This window comes from Gardnerella pickettii (genome assembly GCF_029226345.1).
In the GTDB taxonomy this organism is placed as follows: domain Bacteria; phylum Actinomycetota; class Actinomycetes; order Actinomycetales; family Bifidobacteriaceae; genus Bifidobacterium; species Bifidobacterium piotii.
Genome location: NZ_JAKNCU010000001.1, coordinates 706,159 through 723,464, shown reverse-complemented (window position 1 = coordinate 723,464; position 17,306 = coordinate 706,159). Strand labels below are relative to the sequence as shown.

The 17,306-nt window shown below is 40.0% G+C and carries 12 protein-coding genes; 7 read left to right on the top strand and 5 right to left on the bottom strand.

Annotated elements, in window-relative coordinates; genetic code table 11:
• Positions 1-51: 51 nt before the first annotated feature.
• Both MAF46_RS02795 and MAF46_RS02790 read right to left on the bottom strand, forming a co-directional pair.
• Positions 52-843, bottom strand: coding sequence for an SDR family oxidoreductase (locus MAF46_RS02795; protein WP_004130434.1), 792 nt, complete (start codon positions 841-843; stop codon positions 52-54).
• 136 nt (positions 844-979) lie between these two features.
• A complete protein-coding gene (locus tag MAF46_RS02790) occupies positions 980-2,263 on the bottom strand; it encodes an enolase C-terminal domain-like protein (protein ID WP_004111883.1) in 1,284 nt (427 codons plus the stop codon).
• Between the two features lie 501 nt (positions 2,264-2,764).
• Between MAF46_RS02790 and MAF46_RS02785 the strand changes: the two genes are divergently transcribed.
• Positions 2,765-3,808, top strand: a complete 1,044-nt coding sequence (locus MAF46_RS02785) for a LacI family DNA-binding transcriptional regulator (protein WP_018642866.1) — start codon at positions 2,765-2,767, stop codon at positions 3,806-3,808.
• Positions 3,809-3,983: 175 nt separating this feature from the next.
• On the opposite strand, the gene fucO is transcribed toward MAF46_RS02785, so the two are convergent.
• Complete coding sequence (gene fucO, locus MAF46_RS02780; protein WP_018642869.1) at positions 3,984-5,135, bottom strand: lactaldehyde reductase; 1,152 nt, start codon at positions 5,133-5,135, stop codon at positions 3,984-3,986.
• Between the two features lie 565 nt (positions 5,136-5,700).
• On the opposite strand from fucO, the gene MAF46_RS02775 reads away from it, so the two are divergent.
• The gene (locus tag MAF46_RS02775) at positions 5,701-6,528 is read left to right on the top strand and encodes an ABC transporter ATP-binding protein (protein ID WP_004132833.1); all 828 of its coding nucleotides are present in this window, start codon (positions 5,701-5,703) and stop codon (positions 6,526-6,528) included.
• Between the two features lie 16 nt (positions 6,529-6,544).
• Positions 6,545-9,238: an ABC transporter permease gene (locus MAF46_RS02770; protein ID WP_060785930.1), complete on the top strand. Its 2,694-nt coding sequence runs from the start codon at positions 6,545-6,547 to the stop codon at positions 9,236-9,238.
• 142 nt (positions 9,239-9,380) lie between these two features.
• On the opposite strand, the gene MAF46_RS02765 is transcribed toward MAF46_RS02770, so the two are convergent.
• Together MAF46_RS02765 and MAF46_RS02760 are read right to left on the bottom strand one after the other, a co-directional pair.
• Positions 9,381-10,100 (bottom strand): response regulator, encoded by a 720-nt coding sequence (locus MAF46_RS02765; protein WP_060785931.1) that lies wholly within the window; start codon positions 10,098-10,100, stop codon positions 9,381-9,383.
• 18 nt (positions 10,101-10,118) lie between these two features.
• Positions 10,119-12,668, bottom strand: a complete 2,550-nt coding sequence (locus tag MAF46_RS02760) for a DUF7134 domain-containing protein (RefSeq protein WP_060785932.1) — start codon at positions 12,666-12,668, stop codon at positions 10,119-10,121.
• 129 nt (positions 12,669-12,797) lie between these two features.
• Here MAF46_RS02760 and MAF46_RS02755 point away from each other — a divergent pair, with 129 nt between their 5' ends.
• From MAF46_RS02755 to MAF46_RS02740, 4 genes are all read left to right on the top strand, one after another.
• A complete protein-coding gene (locus tag MAF46_RS02755; protein ID WP_060785933.1) occupies positions 12,798-14,177 on the top strand; it encodes an alpha/beta fold hydrolase in 1,380 nt (459 codons plus the stop codon).
• 144 nt (positions 14,178-14,321) lie between these two features.
• Complete coding sequence (gene proC / locus MAF46_RS02750) at positions 14,322-15,125, top strand: pyrroline-5-carboxylate reductase (protein WP_004132825.1); 804 nt, start codon at positions 14,322-14,324, stop codon at positions 15,123-15,125.
• Positions 15,126-15,181: 56 nt separating this feature from the next.
• Positions 15,182-16,270, top strand: coding sequence for a redox-regulated ATPase YchF (gene ychF, locus MAF46_RS02745; RefSeq protein ID WP_004132823.1), 1,089 nt, complete (start codon positions 15,182-15,184; stop codon positions 16,268-16,270).
• Between the two features lie 114 nt (positions 16,271-16,384).
• Positions 16,385-17,215, top strand: coding sequence for a L,D-transpeptidase (locus MAF46_RS02740; protein ID WP_004132821.1), 831 nt, complete (start codon positions 16,385-16,387; stop codon positions 17,213-17,215).
• The last annotated feature ends 91 nt before the right edge of the window (positions 17,216-17,306 follow it).

Genomic DNA, 17,306 nt, shown 5'->3' with positions numbered 1-17,306 from the left:
CGCACCATCGACTAGTTAAATTGCACCGAATCTTAAATTTGCATTTGTGATTTAAGACAAAGCGCGATCAAGATGCACGTAGCCGCCATCAACGAATACCCACTGACCAGTGGTGTGCGAAGAGCGATCCGAAAGCAGGAATGCAGCTTCGTTTCCAATTTCTTCCGTGGTAGTCATGCGGTTTTCCAGAGGAATCTTGTCGGTAATAACCTTCAAGCGAGCCTGCTGAGCGGCTTCATCGCCAAAGGTCTTAATCCAATCTGCATACAGTGGGGTCCAGCATTCAGAGACAACAATTGCGTTTACGCGCACGCGGTCATGAACAAGTGCTGCAGCCCATTCGCGAGTCAAGCCTAAGATTCCGCCCTTTGCAGCAGCATAAGCACTAGTCTTACCCTGGCCAGTTAGAGCAGTCTTAGAAGAAATATTCACAACAGCTCCGTGGCTTTCCTTTAAGTACTTTACAGCAGCATGAACAGTCTCGTAGTAGTGAGTGAGGTTTCCGTGAATCGACTTCTCAAAGTCGCGCCAAGAAGTGGATTCCAAATCCTTGTTGTCGTTAACGCCAGCGTTGTTTACAATGCCGTCAATATGACCATACTTCTTGTAGGTTTCTTCAATAATTGGAGCGATTTCGTCCGTGTCGTTTAAGTCGAGAAGATAAACATCGTAGTTCTTTGTATATTGCTCAATATCCTTGCGGAATGTCTCTTCTGCAGGGTCTGCGCGGTTAATAACTACTGGAATTGCGCCCTCTTGTGCAAGCTGAAGCGTAATGCCCTTACCAATGCCCTTGAATCCACCTGTTACGATGAAAACTTTGCCTTCCAAATGCAAATCCATAATGAACTCCTTTGTTAAATGATGTGGTTTGCTTTTTGATTATTAAATTATGAATCTTAAATTATGAATCTTGATTAAAGTGGCTAGCAATTTAAAATAAACAGATTAATGTAAACTGCTAGCCACAATTGCATAACTATCCGCGATAAAGATACTTTTCAGCCGTTTCCAGCGTCATTTCAGTGCCATTACCTGGGGCAGTTGGTGCAACGTAATTACCATTCTTGATTTGTGTTGGATGTACAAAGTGCTCGTGCTGATTGTCTACGTATTCAATCATGCGGCCTTCCTTTGTGCCAGAAACTGCAACGTAATCAAACATTGCAAAGTGGCACACGGCTTCGCACAATCCAACGCCACCTGCGTGTGGGCAAACTGGCTTGTTAAACTTACGCGCAAGCAAGTATTCGAGAACAACTTCTTGTGGACCTGCAACTCGAGTTGCGTCGATTTGCATGATTCCAAATGCGTTTGCTTGCAAGTATTGCTTGAACATGATTCTGCTTTGCATTTGCTCGCCAGTTGCCACAGGTATTGGGTTGATTGCGCGGGCGATTGTTGCGTGACCAATAACGTCGTCTGGGCTTGTTGGCTCTTCTACCCAAGCTAAGTCGAAGTCGTGGAAGCGATTAATCCAAGTGATTGCTGTTGGAACATCCCATACTTGGTTTGCGTCTACTGCAAGGCGAACATTTGGGCCAATTGCTTCGCGAGCGAGTGCGAGTCTTCTCAAATCGTCATCTACATTTTGACCAACCTTAAGCTTAATTTGCTTAAAGCCTTTAACTTGCGATTCTTCCTTAGCGATTGCAACCATTTTCTCATCGCTGTAACCGAGCCAGCCTGCGGCAGTGGAGTAGCCTGGGTAGCCGTTTACAAGCAAATCAGCAATTCGCTCTTCCTTGCCTTTTTGGCCATCTTGCAAGAATTCGATTGCTTCTTCTGGCCTTAAAGCATCGGTCATGTAGCGGAAGTCGAGCGTAGAGACTAATTCCTTTGGATCCATCTCGGCAAGCAAGCGCCACAAAGGCTTTCCAGCTCGCTTTGCTTTAATATCCCACAACGCGCTCAAAATAGCGCCAATTGCCATATGCTCTACGCCTTTTTCTGGGCCTAGCCAGCGAAGTTGCGAGTCGTGAACAAAAAGATCCCATGCAAGACGCATGTTGTCTAGTAATTCTTCTACATTCCTGCCAATAAGCACTTGAGACATGGAGTCGATTGCTGCGCAAACAACATCGTTGCCGCGGCCAATTGTAAATACAAATCCAACGCCTTTAATGCCATCGTCTAGGCTGGTTTTGATTTCTACGTATGCGGATGAATAATCTGGATCTTTGTTCATTGCGTCGGACCCAGAAAGTGTTTGCGACGTAGGGAATCTAAAATCATAGGTTTTTACTGATGTAATTGTACTCATAACGATTTGTGCTCCTTTGCTTTAAGATCGTTGTGATCTACATTTGTAATTTTATATCAAAATAATGGAAAAATGTTGTAGTATGAGTAGAAATTTTCGTAAAGCGATTTTTGCGAATATTTCGACAATGACACAATGTGATAAATGTCATATTTTTGATTTTTTGATTATTGAAAAATTGAGCTTTTTAGTAAGGAAAATCGCGCATTCAGTCCGCGTTTTGCTTGCGACTAATGGCAAATAATTTTATTATTCGGCGTGTCGTAAGAAATTTTCGCGATTTTTGCGCGTTAAATGCGAAATAGTGTATTATGGAACCTGTAATAACCTTGATAAATCAAGCAATAATTCCATTTTTCAGTTTTTCTGGCAGCTTGTATTATTGCGGATAATCTTAAGTATGTATGCGAATTTTTCTTTAAGATTAGTGATTTAGATAGAAAATGATTTAGATGGAAAATGCGTTAAGCAAAAACGCGTAGAAGCTAGAAAGGGAGAAAAATGGCAATAAATAGCAAACAAAGTGGTTTAGAAGAATCTGAATCGTCGAAGCCTAGAATTGTAGAGCTTGCTAAAGAAGCTGGTGTTTCTCCGTCTACAATATCTAAGGTAATAAATGGTAGGTCGGGAGTATCGGAAGAAACTAGAAGGCGTGTAGAAAAAGTTCTAGCTAAAAGTGGGCGCGATTATTCTCTTGTTAGCACTAAAATTTCTCCAACAGTTGAGCTACTTGTAGATTACGTTGCAAATAATGGCACGATTGAGATGATTACTTACGCGTCTCGCTGGGCGCAAAAAGAAGGATTAGCGCTTACGGTTGCTCAGACTAACAATGGCAAAAAGCGCGAGGAATGCTTGCGCGGAATCGTAGATAGAAACCCTTTGGGCGTTATATCGCAAATGTCTGATCTAGAAGAAAAAGATAAAGAATTTTTGCGTATGCGCAATATTCCGCTTGTAATTATTGACCCAGTTTCTGTTGGCAACGGCAATGATCACACGATTTCTATTGATAATTGGACAGGTTCCTACGAGCTTACTCGGCATTTGATTGGCTTGGGTCATAAGCGAATTGGCGTTATTACAGGTCCGTTAAACGTTCAATCTGGTGTTGCTCGCTTTGCTGGATACAGTGCTGCTATGGAACAAGCTGGTTTGAGTGTTGATAAAGACTTAGTAAAAGAGGGCGATTATCTTCCAGAGCTTGGATACAAAATGGCTTGTAGTCTTTTGGATTTGCCTAAATGTAAGCGTCCAACTGCGATTTTTGCTTGCAACGATATTACTGCTGTAAATGTGTATCGTGCAGCTCGCGAGCGCGGAATTAAGTTAGGAACAGAGCTTTCGGTTGCGGGCTTTGACGACGTTTACCCAGCACAATATTTGATGCCTTCTTTAACAACCGTTAATCAGCCTTTTGATATTATGGCAAAAAATGCTGTTAGTATGATTCTTGCGATTCGAGAAGGTAAGCAAATTGAAAATCAGCTAGTTCTTCCTGCTCATGTTGTTATTAGAGACAGCACTCAGCCTGTTATTGATTAATAGAAGGCTTGTAGATATAGGCTTTATGACTTATTGCATACAAAATGTGGACGCAACTTAAATCAAGAGTTAACACAAGAGTTAAATCAAGATAGGTTGCGTCCACAAATTGTTTGTTCTAAATATTGCGTATTTATTTATTGTTTGCTTATTTTTAGAAGACTACGCTAATAGGCTACATCAAGCTTGTGTAAATCTTGCGAATATCTTCCAAAGTGGCCTTGCGTGGGTTTCCTGGAGTGCAAACATCTGCCAAAGCATCTTGGCTTAAGCCTTCAATATCTGCCTCACTAGCTCCAACTTCGCTAATCTTAGTAGGATTTCCAAGCTTAACCGTTAAGTCGTGAACTGCCTTTACAGCAGCATTACGCACGGTTTCGAGGTCGTCGGTGTATGCGTTTGGAACGTCGAATGCTGCAGCAATATCGCGATACTTTTCGCCAGTGTAATCCTTGTTATATTCCATAACAGGAGCGAGCAAAATTCCGTTTGCAACGCCATGAGCAACGCCAAGGCGACCACCGAGTGGGTGAGCCATGCCGTGAACCAAGCCCAAACCAACGTTGGAGTATGCCATGCCAGTTATATAGCTTGCGTAAGCCATTTGTTCGCCTGCTGGAACGTCTCCGTCTGCGCTCTTTGCAAGGTTTTGTGCAATCATGCGAATTGTTTGCAAAGACAGGCAATCCGAAAGGCTCCATGCACCTGGTGTAATGAAACCTTCGATTGCGTGTGTGAGTGCGTCCAAACCAGTTGCAACCTTAAGCGAGCGTGGCATGGAATCGGTGAGATCTGGGTCTACGAATGCAACGATTGGAATATCGTGAGGATCTACTGCAACGAACTTGCGAAGCTTTGCGGTATCGGTAACAACATAGTTGATTGTTGTTTCGGACGCGGTTCCAGCGGTTGTTGGCACGCCAAAGATTGGAACAGAAGGATTCTTTGTATCTGCAACGCCTTCTAGAGAAAGAACATCGCCAAACTCTGGGTTAGCTACAATAATTCCAATGCCTTTGCAAGTATCTTGTGGAGAGCCGCCGCCGAGACCAATAAGGAAGTCTGCGCCAGATGCCTTGAACTTTTCTACACCGTCTTGAATGCATTCAACAGGTGGATTTGGCTTTACATTGTCGAATACTTCGTATGGAAGACCAGCGGATTCTAGAACGTCGGTAACTCTTTTAACGGTTCCCGTCTTTACAAGAACGGGATCTGTTACTACAAATGCTTTTTTGAAGCCGTGCGCTTTAGCAACGTTTGGAATCTCTTTGATTGCTCCGCGACCGAAGTAAGCAGTCTGATTGAAAATCATTCTATAGACCATGCGAAAATCTCCTTTGAGTTTCTTGTTGGCTCATGCCAAATTTTGGTAGTCGATTAATATTTTACAATATTGCATGACATTTGGCGAGTGTGTTAAATAAGTGTTTTGTTACTAAAATTAACAAATAAACAATTAAAATGAACATAAACTAACTAATTTGACGCATTTTTATTTATTTTAGATATAAATAAGCACATTTATAAAAATTCGAGCATATGATTTGTAATACTTATTTTGAAAGAAAAATATTAATCGTCTTAAGAAAAATTCTTTAATTGATGGTGTTGTAGTTGCCAAATTGACTTATTTTGCATTAAAAATTGACTTATTTTGTATTTGACTAATCGCGTGAAATGCAAATTTGAGCTTGTAGCATTAACAATCTTATGCAAGCTTCTCATACTAAAGTATGACGATTTTACATAAGAGCATTTTTATATCAAAATTTAATATCAAAATCCCTATTATTCCAATGAAAATATCAGCCTTACGCACTATAGAGAATGCGTTTTTAATCACGTAAATTGTAATTGTAAGGTAATCACAGAAGTATGTGAGGTGCAAAATGAGTGTTGAAAATAGTCAAGATACGCGTTTTACGCAAATGAATTATTCCGCTCAAGAAGGTTTGATTGGCGAGACTGCGGTTGCAGCTTTGCATGTTGTTAAAGATTTTGGCAAGGGCGCAGGCATTGTTCACGCTTTGCGAGATGTTAGCGTTAGCTTCGAGCGCGGCAAGTTTACTGCGATTATGGGCCCTTCTGGTTCTGGAAAGTCAACGTTAATGCATTCTTTAGCTGGTCTTGACAGCGTTAATTCTGGAAAAGTTTTGGTAGATGGCCTAGATATTACAGGTATGAGCGATAATCAGCTTACGCTTATGCGCCGCGAAATGGTTGGGTTTATTTTCCAAAGTTTTAATCTTCTTCCAATGTTTAGCGCTGAGCAAAATATTCTTATGCCTCTTACTTTGGCAGGCAAAAAGCCAGATAAGCAATGGTTTAATACTTTGATTAATACTCTTGGCTTGCAAGATCGCTTAAAGCATAGGCCTGCTGAGCTTTCTGGCGGTCAGCGTCAAAGGGTTGCAATTGCTAGAGCTTTAATCTCTAAGCCTTCCGTAGTTTTTGCAGACGAGCCTACCGGAAATCTCGACTCTGCTTCCAGCTTGGAAGTTTTGCATTTTTTGAAGAAGTCTGTAACTGAGCTTGGTCAAACTGTGATTATGGTTACTCACGACGCTGTTGCAGCGTCTTATGCAGATAGAGCAATCGTGTTTGCAGATGGTCAAATCGTTGAAGACGTGCAAAATCCTACTGCAGAAGGAATGAGCAAGATGCTTATGGAACGCAGCGAGGCTGGCGTTAATAATCAGCCTGCTCAATTGCAATAAAAGGGGTGAAGTTAGAATGTGGAAAATCGCACTAAAACTTATGCGTAAAAGCGTGCGCATGTTAATCGCCTCTGGAATTGCAATTCTTATAGGCAGCATGTTTATGAGCGCTACTTTGCTTTTTGCAAACAGCGTTGATGACTTGATGGTTCGCAACGCAACAGATGAATTCGGTAGCGCAAATTATGCAATCTCATTTAGGAATCCTAACAGTTCTCCGAGTAGTGAGATTCATTATAAAGACCTTCATTTAGACGAAATATCGAAGATGACTGGTGTCAACGGTATTCGTAGTGATGATGCGACTGCTCTTGTAAGAGTGGAAAAAGGTGATAAATCAGTTACGAGTATTGCTTGGTCTAATGGTTTGTATGGAAATCTTCCTGTGTATAAATCAACAGAAGGTAGAGAACCGCAAAAAATAGGTGAAATAACTCTTATTAAAAGTATTGCTAAATCAATACATGCAAATATTGGCGATACTATAACTTTGGTTAAAGTAGATGACACTGGCGGAGATAAAGAAAAATCGTACGATGTTCGTGTGGTTGGTCTTGTAGACGATGGAGAGCATTCTCAAATACCATTTTCAAATCGCGGCACATATCTTGGTGGCGTAACGAATGATTTTTGTGCAAAACTCAACAATCTTAAGAATTTTGACAATGAAGTTGTGCAAAGCAAAGTGTACATGAGTATTGATGAATCTAAAATAAACGATTTATCTCCTAAGATTAACTCTTTGCTTCCTTCGAGATTCTCTCTTATGTCTAGGCATGAAGTTGGCGTAAGAGCTGTTCGAAATGTGTCTAACGGCACTAATTTTGTAACCATGTTCTTGCTATCTTTTGGTATTCTAGCGTTGCTTATTTCTTCGCTTGTTATAGCAAACACATTCCAAGTTTTGGTTGCTCAACGCAGACGCACTCTTGCACTTTTGCGCGTAATTGGTGCACAATCTCATCAGCTTTATGCTGCAGTTTTGCTTGAAGCGGCAATACTTGGAGTTATTTCTGCGGCTGTTGGCGTGCTTTGCGCAATAGGATTTATGGGCGCAATTAGTAACGTGAATATTAATTCTGGACCGTTATCTAAGATTCCTTTGATTGTCTCGCTTCCAGCGGTTGTGTGGCCAATAGCAATTGGCACGATTGTAACAGTTCTTGCGTCTATGAGTGCTGCGCGATCTGCTACAAAAGTAACGCCTATGGAAGCGCTACGACCAATGGATTTGATTAAAGATAAGCGTGCAAGCATTCTTCGCTCTGTTTTTGGCGTTGTGTTTATTGTTGTAGGTATTTTATTTACGGCTTTAAGTGCTACTTCTTTAGCAAGCATGATTGCGGGGAAGTCTCCCACTGCTGGTTCTGACTCTTGGATGACTTTGCTTGGAGCAATGTTTGGCTGTGCGCTTGTTTTTATTGGCATTATTATTACAGCAACATTCTGGATGCCGTTTGCTATGAAGGCCACTGGAGCAATTATGGCACTTTGTGGGCCTGCATCTAAAGTTGCTAATGCAAACGTGCAAAGAAATCCTAGAAGAGTTGCAGCAACTGGAACAGCTTTGCTTATTGGCGTAACGCTTGTTTCTACAGTAGTAACGGGCGCAATCTGCGGTAAAGCAACTCTTAAAGGTGTTGTTGATGACCGTTACAGTGTTGACATTATTATTCAAGGCAAGAATGTTGATGAATCTTTAGCTGCCGATATTTCAAAGATTAGTGGAATAAAGCATACTGAGTTGCTTCCTGCAGTTCCTATGACTTTTAAGAATGCTAAGGGTAAAACTGAGTACGCTATGGCAGCTGGAGTTGATAATACAGATCAACTTAGAAATGTAATGCATACAAATCTTGATGGCGTTAATATAAACAGGGATTCTGTGCTTTTGCCTAAGTTTAATAATGAAGGTGGAGAGCCTTTTGAGCTTAAAAAAGGAAACCTTGATTTGCAAGCTTATGTAGAAAAGTACAGTTCTAGTGAAGATAGTGTAGATAGTATTACGCCATTTACTGGAATGAATACAGACTCGAGTAATAACGATAAGAGCATTACTGTAAAGCAAGTTCAGTTTAAGAAGTATAGAAATGTTAATATATATTCAAGGAATACTGCTTTTGTTAGCAAATCTTACTTCAATAACTACCTTAAGCCTACAACGCATATTTTGCTCATTTCGGTAGACTCTAGCAAAGCTAATCTTGTAGATATTGTTAAAAATATTAGGAATATTACATCTAGCTATGCGGAGGTTATGGCTGGTGGAAGCGTGTTCCAACGAGCGCAGTGGGAGAGTGCTATCGACATAATGATGATGTTGCTTGTTGGCTTAATAGCAGTAGCTGTTGTGATTGCTTTAATAGGCGTTGCAAACACATTAAGCTTGTCTGTTATTGAGAGAACCAAAGAATCTGCAACTTTGCGCGCAATAGGCATGACAAGAGGGCAGGTTAGAAGATCTCTTGCGTTGGAAGCAACGTTGATTTCCCTAACAAGCACTGTTTCTGGCTTGATTGTTGGAACAGCGTTTGGATGGATTGGATCCTACATGGTGTTTAGCGCAATTGGCAAAGTTCCGTTTGTAATTGATTGGACTATTTACGCGGTTCTTGCTCTAATCGCTTTACTTGCAGCGCTTCTTTCCAGCGTGCTTCCAGCTCGTAGAGCAGTAAAGTCTTCGCCAGTAGTTGCGCTCGCGGAGGACTAATCGCTAGAAACGCAAAACAAAATGCGGTTGCAATTTTAATCATTCAATTAAGAATTGATTAATTTGCAACCGCATTATTTTTATAGAAAAGATTTATTGTTTATAAGAACATTCGCATTGTTTTTTATTTTTATAAAAATAGTTAAACAAGACTGTTTTCGTAAGCAAACACAACAGCTTGGACTCTGTCTCTTGCATTGATTTTTCCCAAAATATGCGCAACATGCGTTTTAACTGTTGGCAAGCTAATAAACAGTTTATTAGCAATCTCTTGGTTAGATAGTCCGTGAGCAATCTCTACAAGAACTTCGCGCTCGCGATCTGTTAAATCATTTAAGCAAGAATCGTACGTGTTTGCGCTTTGCTCGTTTTTAGTCGCAATCTCTTCTTTTGATTTTTCTTCATCGTTAGGCTTAGAGATCATTGACTCAATTAAGCGCTTTGTAGCAGTTGGAGCAATAATTGCGTTTCCTTGATACACAGTTCGTATTGAATTAAGCAATGTTTCTGGCTCTGTATCTTTAAGCAAAAATCCCGATGCGCCCGTATGAATCGCAGCCATAACGTATTCGTCTAAATCAAAAGTTGTTAAAATAATAATGTGCGTATTGCTATTAGCATCTTCTTGCAAGATTTTGCGCGTAGCTTCCAAACCGTCCATGTTAGGCATGCGCACGTCCATCAAAATAACGTCTGGATTTTCCTTTGACGCAACTTCTACAATTTCATTTCCATTCGCTGCTTGCGCAACAACTTGCATATCTTTTTGCGAGTTGATTACCATAGCAAATCCTGCGCGCACAAGCTCTTGATCGTCTGCTATTGCGACTCGAATTACTCCATTGTTTTCCATATTTTCCATGTTTTCCATACTATCAATTTATTCGTGCTTGTTGGCAAGTTTGTGTTGAATTTGTTCATCAAGCGAAGGAGCGGGGCGAACCGCAATCTCAGTTATATTTGCACTATTATTTGATGAATTAACACTTGAACCTGTTTCTCGCAAAATTCCAAGTAGTTTTCGCATGTACCTAAGTGCTGAGCGACCTTCGTCTCCAATGTTTTTAAAAGCTTTACTAATTGCTTCAATTTGTTCCTGCTCTAGTTCTTGCTTTGTCTCTTGCTCTAGTTTTGTTGACTTTAGCTTTTCTGCATTGCTATTTGATTTTTCGTATTCATTTAGCATATCTATTCCACTATTTGCAGCATCAATTACTTTATGCAATGTAACTGCAACTTTTTGCTGAATGTTTGCACTAATACGCTGCCTTTCGGCATTTGCTGCAAGTACTTCTAGCTGTTTTTGCTCTTGCTCTAATTCTGTTCTGCGCGCTTTTAGAATCAGCAAATTATTGTCATCGTTTCTGCGGTAATAAGCAAATGCAATGGCAATAAAACAAATTAACGCAACTATAAAACCAAAAATTAATCCTACGGACGCCATTTGCATAATGTCATAAAAATTAGTTGTGTACGCATTAGAAGTAAAAAATCGTATTGGAGTTTCATTTTGCGGAATATTTCTTGATGCAACACCAATTTTTACAGCAAAAATAGCAGATTCGGCGAGTACTACAGCACTAACCCACTGCCATGCGTGCTTTTTACCATAGAGCACAGCAGCATAAACAATGGCTGGTATAAAGAAATTAGCGAATAAAATATTAGGTAAGCATATAAGCTGTATTGCAGAAAATACTGCTGCAATAATTGCGCACATAGTTGGAGCTTTTCTGCGAAACATGAATGGCACCATGGTTGTAAGAGTAAATACTATATAAAGTATTTGTACTAAAAGTGAGCTGGAATATTGTGAATGCATTACATTTCCAACAATAAAATCGTAAGTTGGTATAAAAAGCATTAGAACAGTCCAAGGCGATGCATAAATAACATCTCCAATAATCCAATGTTGTTCAAACCATTGTGATACTTTTTCAATCCTATTTTGTGAATTATTTGCTTCTGGCAAAACCTCGTATGAGGTTTTATCGCTTGTATTTGCTGGTTTTTCTTGCACTGATAATGGATTATTAGCTTTTGCGTTTTTATAAGTAGCGTTAGGAATACTGTTTAATACAGAAGCAGTAGTGTTTGATTGGTCTGTGCTGTAAGAGTATGGAATAAAAGCAGCAATACTAAATGTTCCATCGTTTTGTATTCCATAATCAAGTGTTCCATGAAGATTTTCAATGCGTTCTTTCATGCCAATCAAACCATAACCATTTTTATGTTGCGCATTGCTATTTTGCGTTTGGTTAACTTCAAGCTTGTGTACTTCGTTTGTGATTTTTAGTGTTAATCCTTGTTCGTTCCATTCTTCGTGAATGTCTATTTTGATGCCATTTCCTGCGTGCTTTCGAATATTAGTAAGAGACTCCTGAACAACGCGGTATGCAACGGTTTGTGCATCTTTGTTGAGTTTATTAGAAGAATTTATGCCATCAACAGTGTGCCAAAAAATATTTTTAGGAGATGCGATTTTTGCTTGCTCAATAAGCGAAGGTATGTGATTGAAATCCAATTGAGCGGATGGAGCGTCTGTTAAAGCTTCTAGCAGTCGACGCATGTCGTGAACGGCGCGCTCTGATTCGTTTTTAATAATATGCATTGTTTTTTTAGCAAGAGAAATATCTTGTGTTGCTGCATAGCGACCACCGTCTGCTTGAACAATAATAATAGAAAGCGTGTGAGCAACAATATCGTGCATATCCCTAGCGATTCTAGCGCGCTCTGCAGTAACAGCAATATGCTGAGCTTTTTTTCGGTACGCGCGAATAGCGTTATTGTTCTCTTGTAAAAGTTGAATAGTGTGCACGTGAGTGCGCTGCCAGTAGCCAATAATAACCGTAATTGTAGTAATAATAATCGCAAAAATTATAGTAGGAATTGCAAAATCAAGTATAATTGAAACGCAATTTTTTATGTTACTACTATTTATATTTTTTACGCTGCAAGAATAACTAGCTTTTGAATGATTGTTGCCATATATTGGCCCCATTACAATATTCCACGATATTACTGCGCAAGATAATACAGTTGTTACGTAAGCTGCAATAACAAAAGCTTTTGAATGCTCTGGATTTCCGCGTGCAATAGCATTAACAAGTAGCACAAAGCCAAAGAAATCAGCAAGAAGTTGAGTAGGGCCAAATATTACTTGCAAAATGCATGCAACAATAAAAATAACAGCTGTGTGTTCGGGCCATATTCTTCGTACTGAAAGTAATGATGCAACAACAATATTTATAAGCAAGGTTGTAATTAGCGAACTTTGCGTCAAGAATCCGTCAACATTGCTTATAATAGTATACCGATTGTTTGAAAGTGTAAAAAGAATAAGTGGAATAATGCCCCACAATATATCGTTTAGCGTAAGCTCAGTGCGTAAGCGTTGTATGGCTTTGTTAAACGTGTGAGATATTTTCATACCTACTAGGCTAGTACACGGCACTTTATAGAACAATCGAACTTTAGTATGATTTATATAAGAGTGCGAGTTTGCGTATGTGATTTGTTGTTGCAATGTTGCATGCGAGTGCAGAAAGGAATGTTTACAATGGCACTGCTAACAAAGTATTACGTACCAGGATTGTATGTAGAAGAGCGCGCAATCGATGTTCCTTTAGACTGGGAGCAAAATACTCCAGGCGATTCTATTAAAGGGGAGACGATTCGCCTATTTTGCAGAGTTATTTGCGCTCCAGAACATGTGCATGACGATTTGCCTTTGCTAGTGTTTTTGCAAGGAGGTCCAGGCGGCCAGTGCCCTCGTCCGCTTTCGCCGTCTAGCGATGGTTGGATTCAAGAGGCAATTAAGCATTTTCGTGTTGTTCTTCCAGACCAGCGTGGTGTTGGGCGCTCTTCTAGGGTAGATGCTTCTACGATTAAGCGCATGGCAGACGACGGCGTGAGTGTAGAGAGGCAAGCATGGTACTTAAAGCGATTCTTAGCAGATTCCATTATTCGCGATTTTGAGCATTTGCGCTTAACTGAATTCAATGCAAAGCCGTGGGTTTCTTTGGGTCAAAGTTATGGTGGATTCTTAACGCTTACGTATTTGTCTCTTTTCCCACAGGGCTTACTTGCAAGCTTTACAACGGGCGGTATTCCTCATGTTCCAGCTAGTGCGCGTGAAGTTTACGAGCACACATTCCCACGTATGGCTAGAAAAACTGAGCAATTCTACGAGCGTTATCCGCAAGATGTTGCGCGCGCTGCAGCTATTGCAGATAGGATTTCTCAAGGAGATGTTTTCTTACCTAATGGCGAAAAGTTAACGGTTGAGCGATTCCAGACTCTTGGTTCGTCTTTTGGCATGAAGCCAAGCTTTGAAAGGGTTCATTGGCTGATTGACTCCGCTTTTTCGGATGGAGATGGCTCTCTTAAGGCGTTTAAGCATGGTGGTGGAACAGCAGATGGCTATTTAAGTGATGAGTTTCTTTATGGTGTTATGGATGCAACATCTTCTAGTCCGCTATATTGGCCGCTGCAAGAATTTATTTATGCTGATGGTGAATTAGAGCACCCGATTTTGTGGGCAGCTCAGCAGGTTAGGGAAACAATGCCAGAGTTTTCTGGTAGCGCGCGCCCTCTTCTTTTTACGGGCGAAGCTATGTTTCCTTGGATGTTTGATCAAGAAAAAGCTTTGCAACCATTCTTGCCAGCAGTTGACTGCATGATGAACGATATGCAATTTGGCAAGATTTACGATTTAGATCAGCTTGCAAATAACGAAGTTCCTTTGCAAGCAGCGGTTTACTTCGACGACTTGTATGTTGATTCTGGTCTTCAGCTAGACACTTTGTCTCATATTTCTAACTCTCATTATTGGACAACTAACGAGTTTGAGCACGATGGAGTTCATGGCGACTTTGTGTTCCGTCATTTGTTGGAAGAAGCAAGGAATCGTGGAGATTTAGAGTCTATATATAAGTGATATAAGTGATAAGTAACTTTTGATTAAAGTACCTAACAAATGATTAGATATACAAGTTATATATACAAATGATTAGATACTTAATAAAAAGTTAGTGTTTATTTAGTGTTCGTTTTAGTGTTTATTTATTAAGGGGATTTGTTAATGAGTTCTAACTCAATTGGAACCGTTGGATTTATTGGCTTTGGAAACATGGCTCAAGCGATTGCGCAAGGCTTGATTCGCGCTAATGTTTTGCAAGGCAAAGATATGGTTGCAAGCGCGGCACACTTTGAAAAACTTGTTAATAATGCAAGCAAATTTGGAGTAAAAGCGTTAAAAAGCGTGCAGGAAGTTTGCGATTCTAGCAATGTTTTAATTTTGGCTGTAAAACCAAATCAGATTGAAGAAGTTTTGCATCCTATTGCAAAAACTATTGTAGAAAGAAAAATCGCAATTATTTCCGTTGCAGCAGGCTGGACTCTTAAGCGTTACCAGAATCTACTTGGCAAAGATGCTAACGTGCAATGCATTATTCCAAATACGCCAATCGCAGTTTGCCAAGGAGTCACTCTAGCAGAAAGTGAAAATACGCTAACAGATAGTCAACTAGAAGCTTTTAACGCTATTTTTAATCCTATTTCTTTAGTCGAGCGAGTAGATAGCGAGCACATGAATATTGCAATGTGTGTTTCTAGTTGCGCTCCAGCTTTTACTGCTATGTACATGGAAGCTTTAGCAGATGCTGGCGTAAAGTATGGTCTAAAGAGAGATTGTGCATATCGCTTGGCTGCAAAGATGATTGAGGGAGTAGGCGCGTTGTATATGGATACTCGCGTTCACCCAGGGGCTATGAAGGACGCAGTATGCTCTCCTGGTGGAACTACGATTCGAGGTGTTGCAAAGCTAGAATCGTGTGGTTTTAGGGGAGATGTTATTAGCGCTGTTGACGCAATTCAACAAAAATAAAACAGTACGAGTATAGTAGTGTAGTCACTTCCGCTAGCTGGTCTAAAGTAGGTAATATGTCTTTAACAATTGGAATCGTAGGTTTGCCTAACGTTGGTAAATCAACTATGTTTAATGCGCTAACACGAAACAACGTTTTAGCGGAAAATTATCCATTTGCAACAATCGAGCCAAATACTGGTATTGTGCCTTTGCCAGACAAACGTTTGCCTGTTTTAGCAAAGCTTGTTAAAACCGAGAAAATCGTTCCAGCAACCGTTACATTTGTTGATATTGCAGGAATCGTTAAGGGTGCAAGCGAAGGCGAAGGCTTGGGAAACAAGTTCCTTGCTAATATTCGCGAGGCGGATGCCATTTGCGAAGTCGTTCGCGCATTTAACGATGATGACATTGTGCACGTTAATGGCAAGGTAGATCCTGCAGACGATATTGACACAATCAACACGGAACTTATTCTTGCGGATTTGCAAACAATCGAGAATGCTTTGCCAAAGTTAGAAAAAGATTTACGCGGCAAAAAAGTTACTCAAGAATACGTTGGCGCAGTGAACAAAGCTAAAGAGATTCTTGAATCTGGAAAGACGATTGATCAGGCTCATAATGAGAAGTTGATTAATAAAGACGACGTTTACGATTTGCACTTGCTTACCGCTAAGCCTTTTATTTACGTGTTTAACGTTGACGATTCAGAGCTTTCGGATGATTCTTTGAAGTCTAAGCTAGCGGCATCTGTAGCTCCTGCAAAGGCGATTTTCCTTAACGCGCAATTTGAGTCGGAGCTTACTGAGCTTGATGAAGAAGATGCTAGAGAGATGCTTGCAGATGCTGGATTGCAAGAATCTGGATTGGATCAGCTTGCGCGTGTTGGCTTTGATATTCTAGGGCTTCAAACCTATTTGACTGCTGGCGTTAAAGAAGTTCACGCATGGCAAATTCATAAAGGCTGGACTGCTCCGCAAGCTGCAGGCGTTATTCACACAGATTTTGAGCGTGGATTTATTAAAGCAGAAGTTGTTTCTTACAATGATTTTGTTGAAGCTCAAGGCTCTATGGCAAAAATCAAGGAAGAAGGAAAGCTTCGTCTTGAAGGCCGCGATTATGTTATGCAAGACGGAGATATTGTTGAATTTAAGTTTAATGTGTGATTAGTTAGACAATAATCATATAAATAATCAAATAACGTGTAATTTGGCGCTGCTTAGGCACTATAGTGTAGTATCGAAGTGGCGCCTTTTATTTTGTTTACTTATGGAGATTGTATGAATATATTTTATGCTTTAAAAAGCATGTTAAAGTCGCTTATTTCGCGATTTGTGAAATATGTTATTAGCTTAAAATCTCCAAAAAATCGCAAAATTTTCTACAAGCGTGCGCTCGCTTTTCTAATTGTTTTGGTCTTCTCTAGTTTTGTTGGATTCCAAGTATCGCATGTTGTTCAAGAAGCTAATAAGCGTATTTTTGTAAATCTTAAAGCACAATATTTTAAGTCGCATAATCTTGATTCCGCTTTGAGTAATGTAAAAAGTAAAAAAGGCGATAATTTTGGCGCAAAGTCGAAAGCAAAAAAGACGCCATTAGAGCATAATGATAAGTCTAAAGATGAGTCTAAAGATAGCTCTAATGTGCAAAATCAAAATGCGAATGCAATTGATTTTTCTAACTTATGGAAGATTTCTACAGGTGGTCAATATCCAAATCTTTCTGGGATAGATGCAAATCATTTGCAAGTAAATGTAGACCTTAAAAAACAACGTGTTTATATTTATGCGAATAATAATCTTGTTTATACAATGATTGTTAGTTCTGGAATGAATAACTCCACACCTAAAGGCGATTTTAGAATAGGCCGTAGGGGATACCACTTTTACAATAGAATCGAAGGAATGGGTGGAGACTATTGGGTTGGTTTTATAGGAACAACGTATTTGTTCCACTCTGTTCCAACTCGCGCTAATTTTGGCGATTATATTGTAGAAGAAGCGCAAAAACTTGGGGTCCCTGCATCGCACGGATGTGTGCGATTAAGTGTTCCAGATGCTAATTGGTTCTATACGAATATTCCAGACGGAACAGCAGTACATATTGAATAATCTGTTTTAGAGTTATGTGAAGCATTTACGCAAGTAAGAAATATAAAAAATCAGGAGATTTCAAAATTCAATCCCCTGATTTTTTTGTTTG

Excerpts from the sequence above, each read along its gene's own strand:
- MAF46_RS02795 (WP_004130434.1), bottom strand. The coding sequence starts at position 843 with ATGGATTTGCATTTGGAAGGCAAAGTTTTCATCGTAACAGGTGGATTC.
- MAF46_RS02790 (WP_004111883.1), bottom strand. The coding sequence starts at position 2,263 with ATGAGTACAATTACATCAGTAAAAACCTATGATTTTAGATTCCCTACG.
- MAF46_RS02785 (WP_018642866.1), top strand. The coding sequence starts at position 2,765 with ATGGCAATAAATAGCAAACAAAGTGGTTTAGAAGAATCTGAATCGTCG.
- fucO (WP_018642869.1), bottom strand. The coding sequence starts at position 5,135 with ATGGTCTATAGAATGATTTTCAATCAGACTGCTTACTTCGGTCGCGGA.
- MAF46_RS02775 (WP_004132833.1), top strand. The coding sequence starts at position 5,701 with ATGAGTGTTGAAAATAGTCAAGATACGCGTTTTACGCAAATGAATTAT.
- MAF46_RS02770 (WP_060785930.1), top strand. The coding sequence starts at position 6,545 with ATGTGGAAAATCGCACTAAAACTTATGCGTAAAAGCGTGCGCATGTTA.
- MAF46_RS02765 (WP_060785931.1), bottom strand. The coding sequence starts at position 10,100 with ATGGAAAATATGGAAAACAATGGAGTAATTCGAGTCGCAATAGCAGAC.
- MAF46_RS02760 (WP_060785932.1), bottom strand. The coding sequence starts at position 12,668 with ATGAAAATATCTCACACGTTTAACAAAGCCATACAACGCTTACGCACT.
- MAF46_RS02755 (WP_060785933.1), top strand. The coding sequence starts at position 12,798 with ATGGCACTGCTAACAAAGTATTACGTACCAGGATTGTATGTAGAAGAG.
- proC (WP_004132825.1), top strand. The coding sequence starts at position 14,322 with ATGAGTTCTAACTCAATTGGAACCGTTGGATTTATTGGCTTTGGAAAC.
- ychF (WP_004132823.1), top strand. The coding sequence starts at position 15,182 with ATGTCTTTAACAATTGGAATCGTAGGTTTGCCTAACGTTGGTAAATCA.
- MAF46_RS02740 (WP_004132821.1), top strand. The coding sequence starts at position 16,385 with ATGAATATATTTTATGCTTTAAAAAGCATGTTAAAGTCGCTTATTTCG.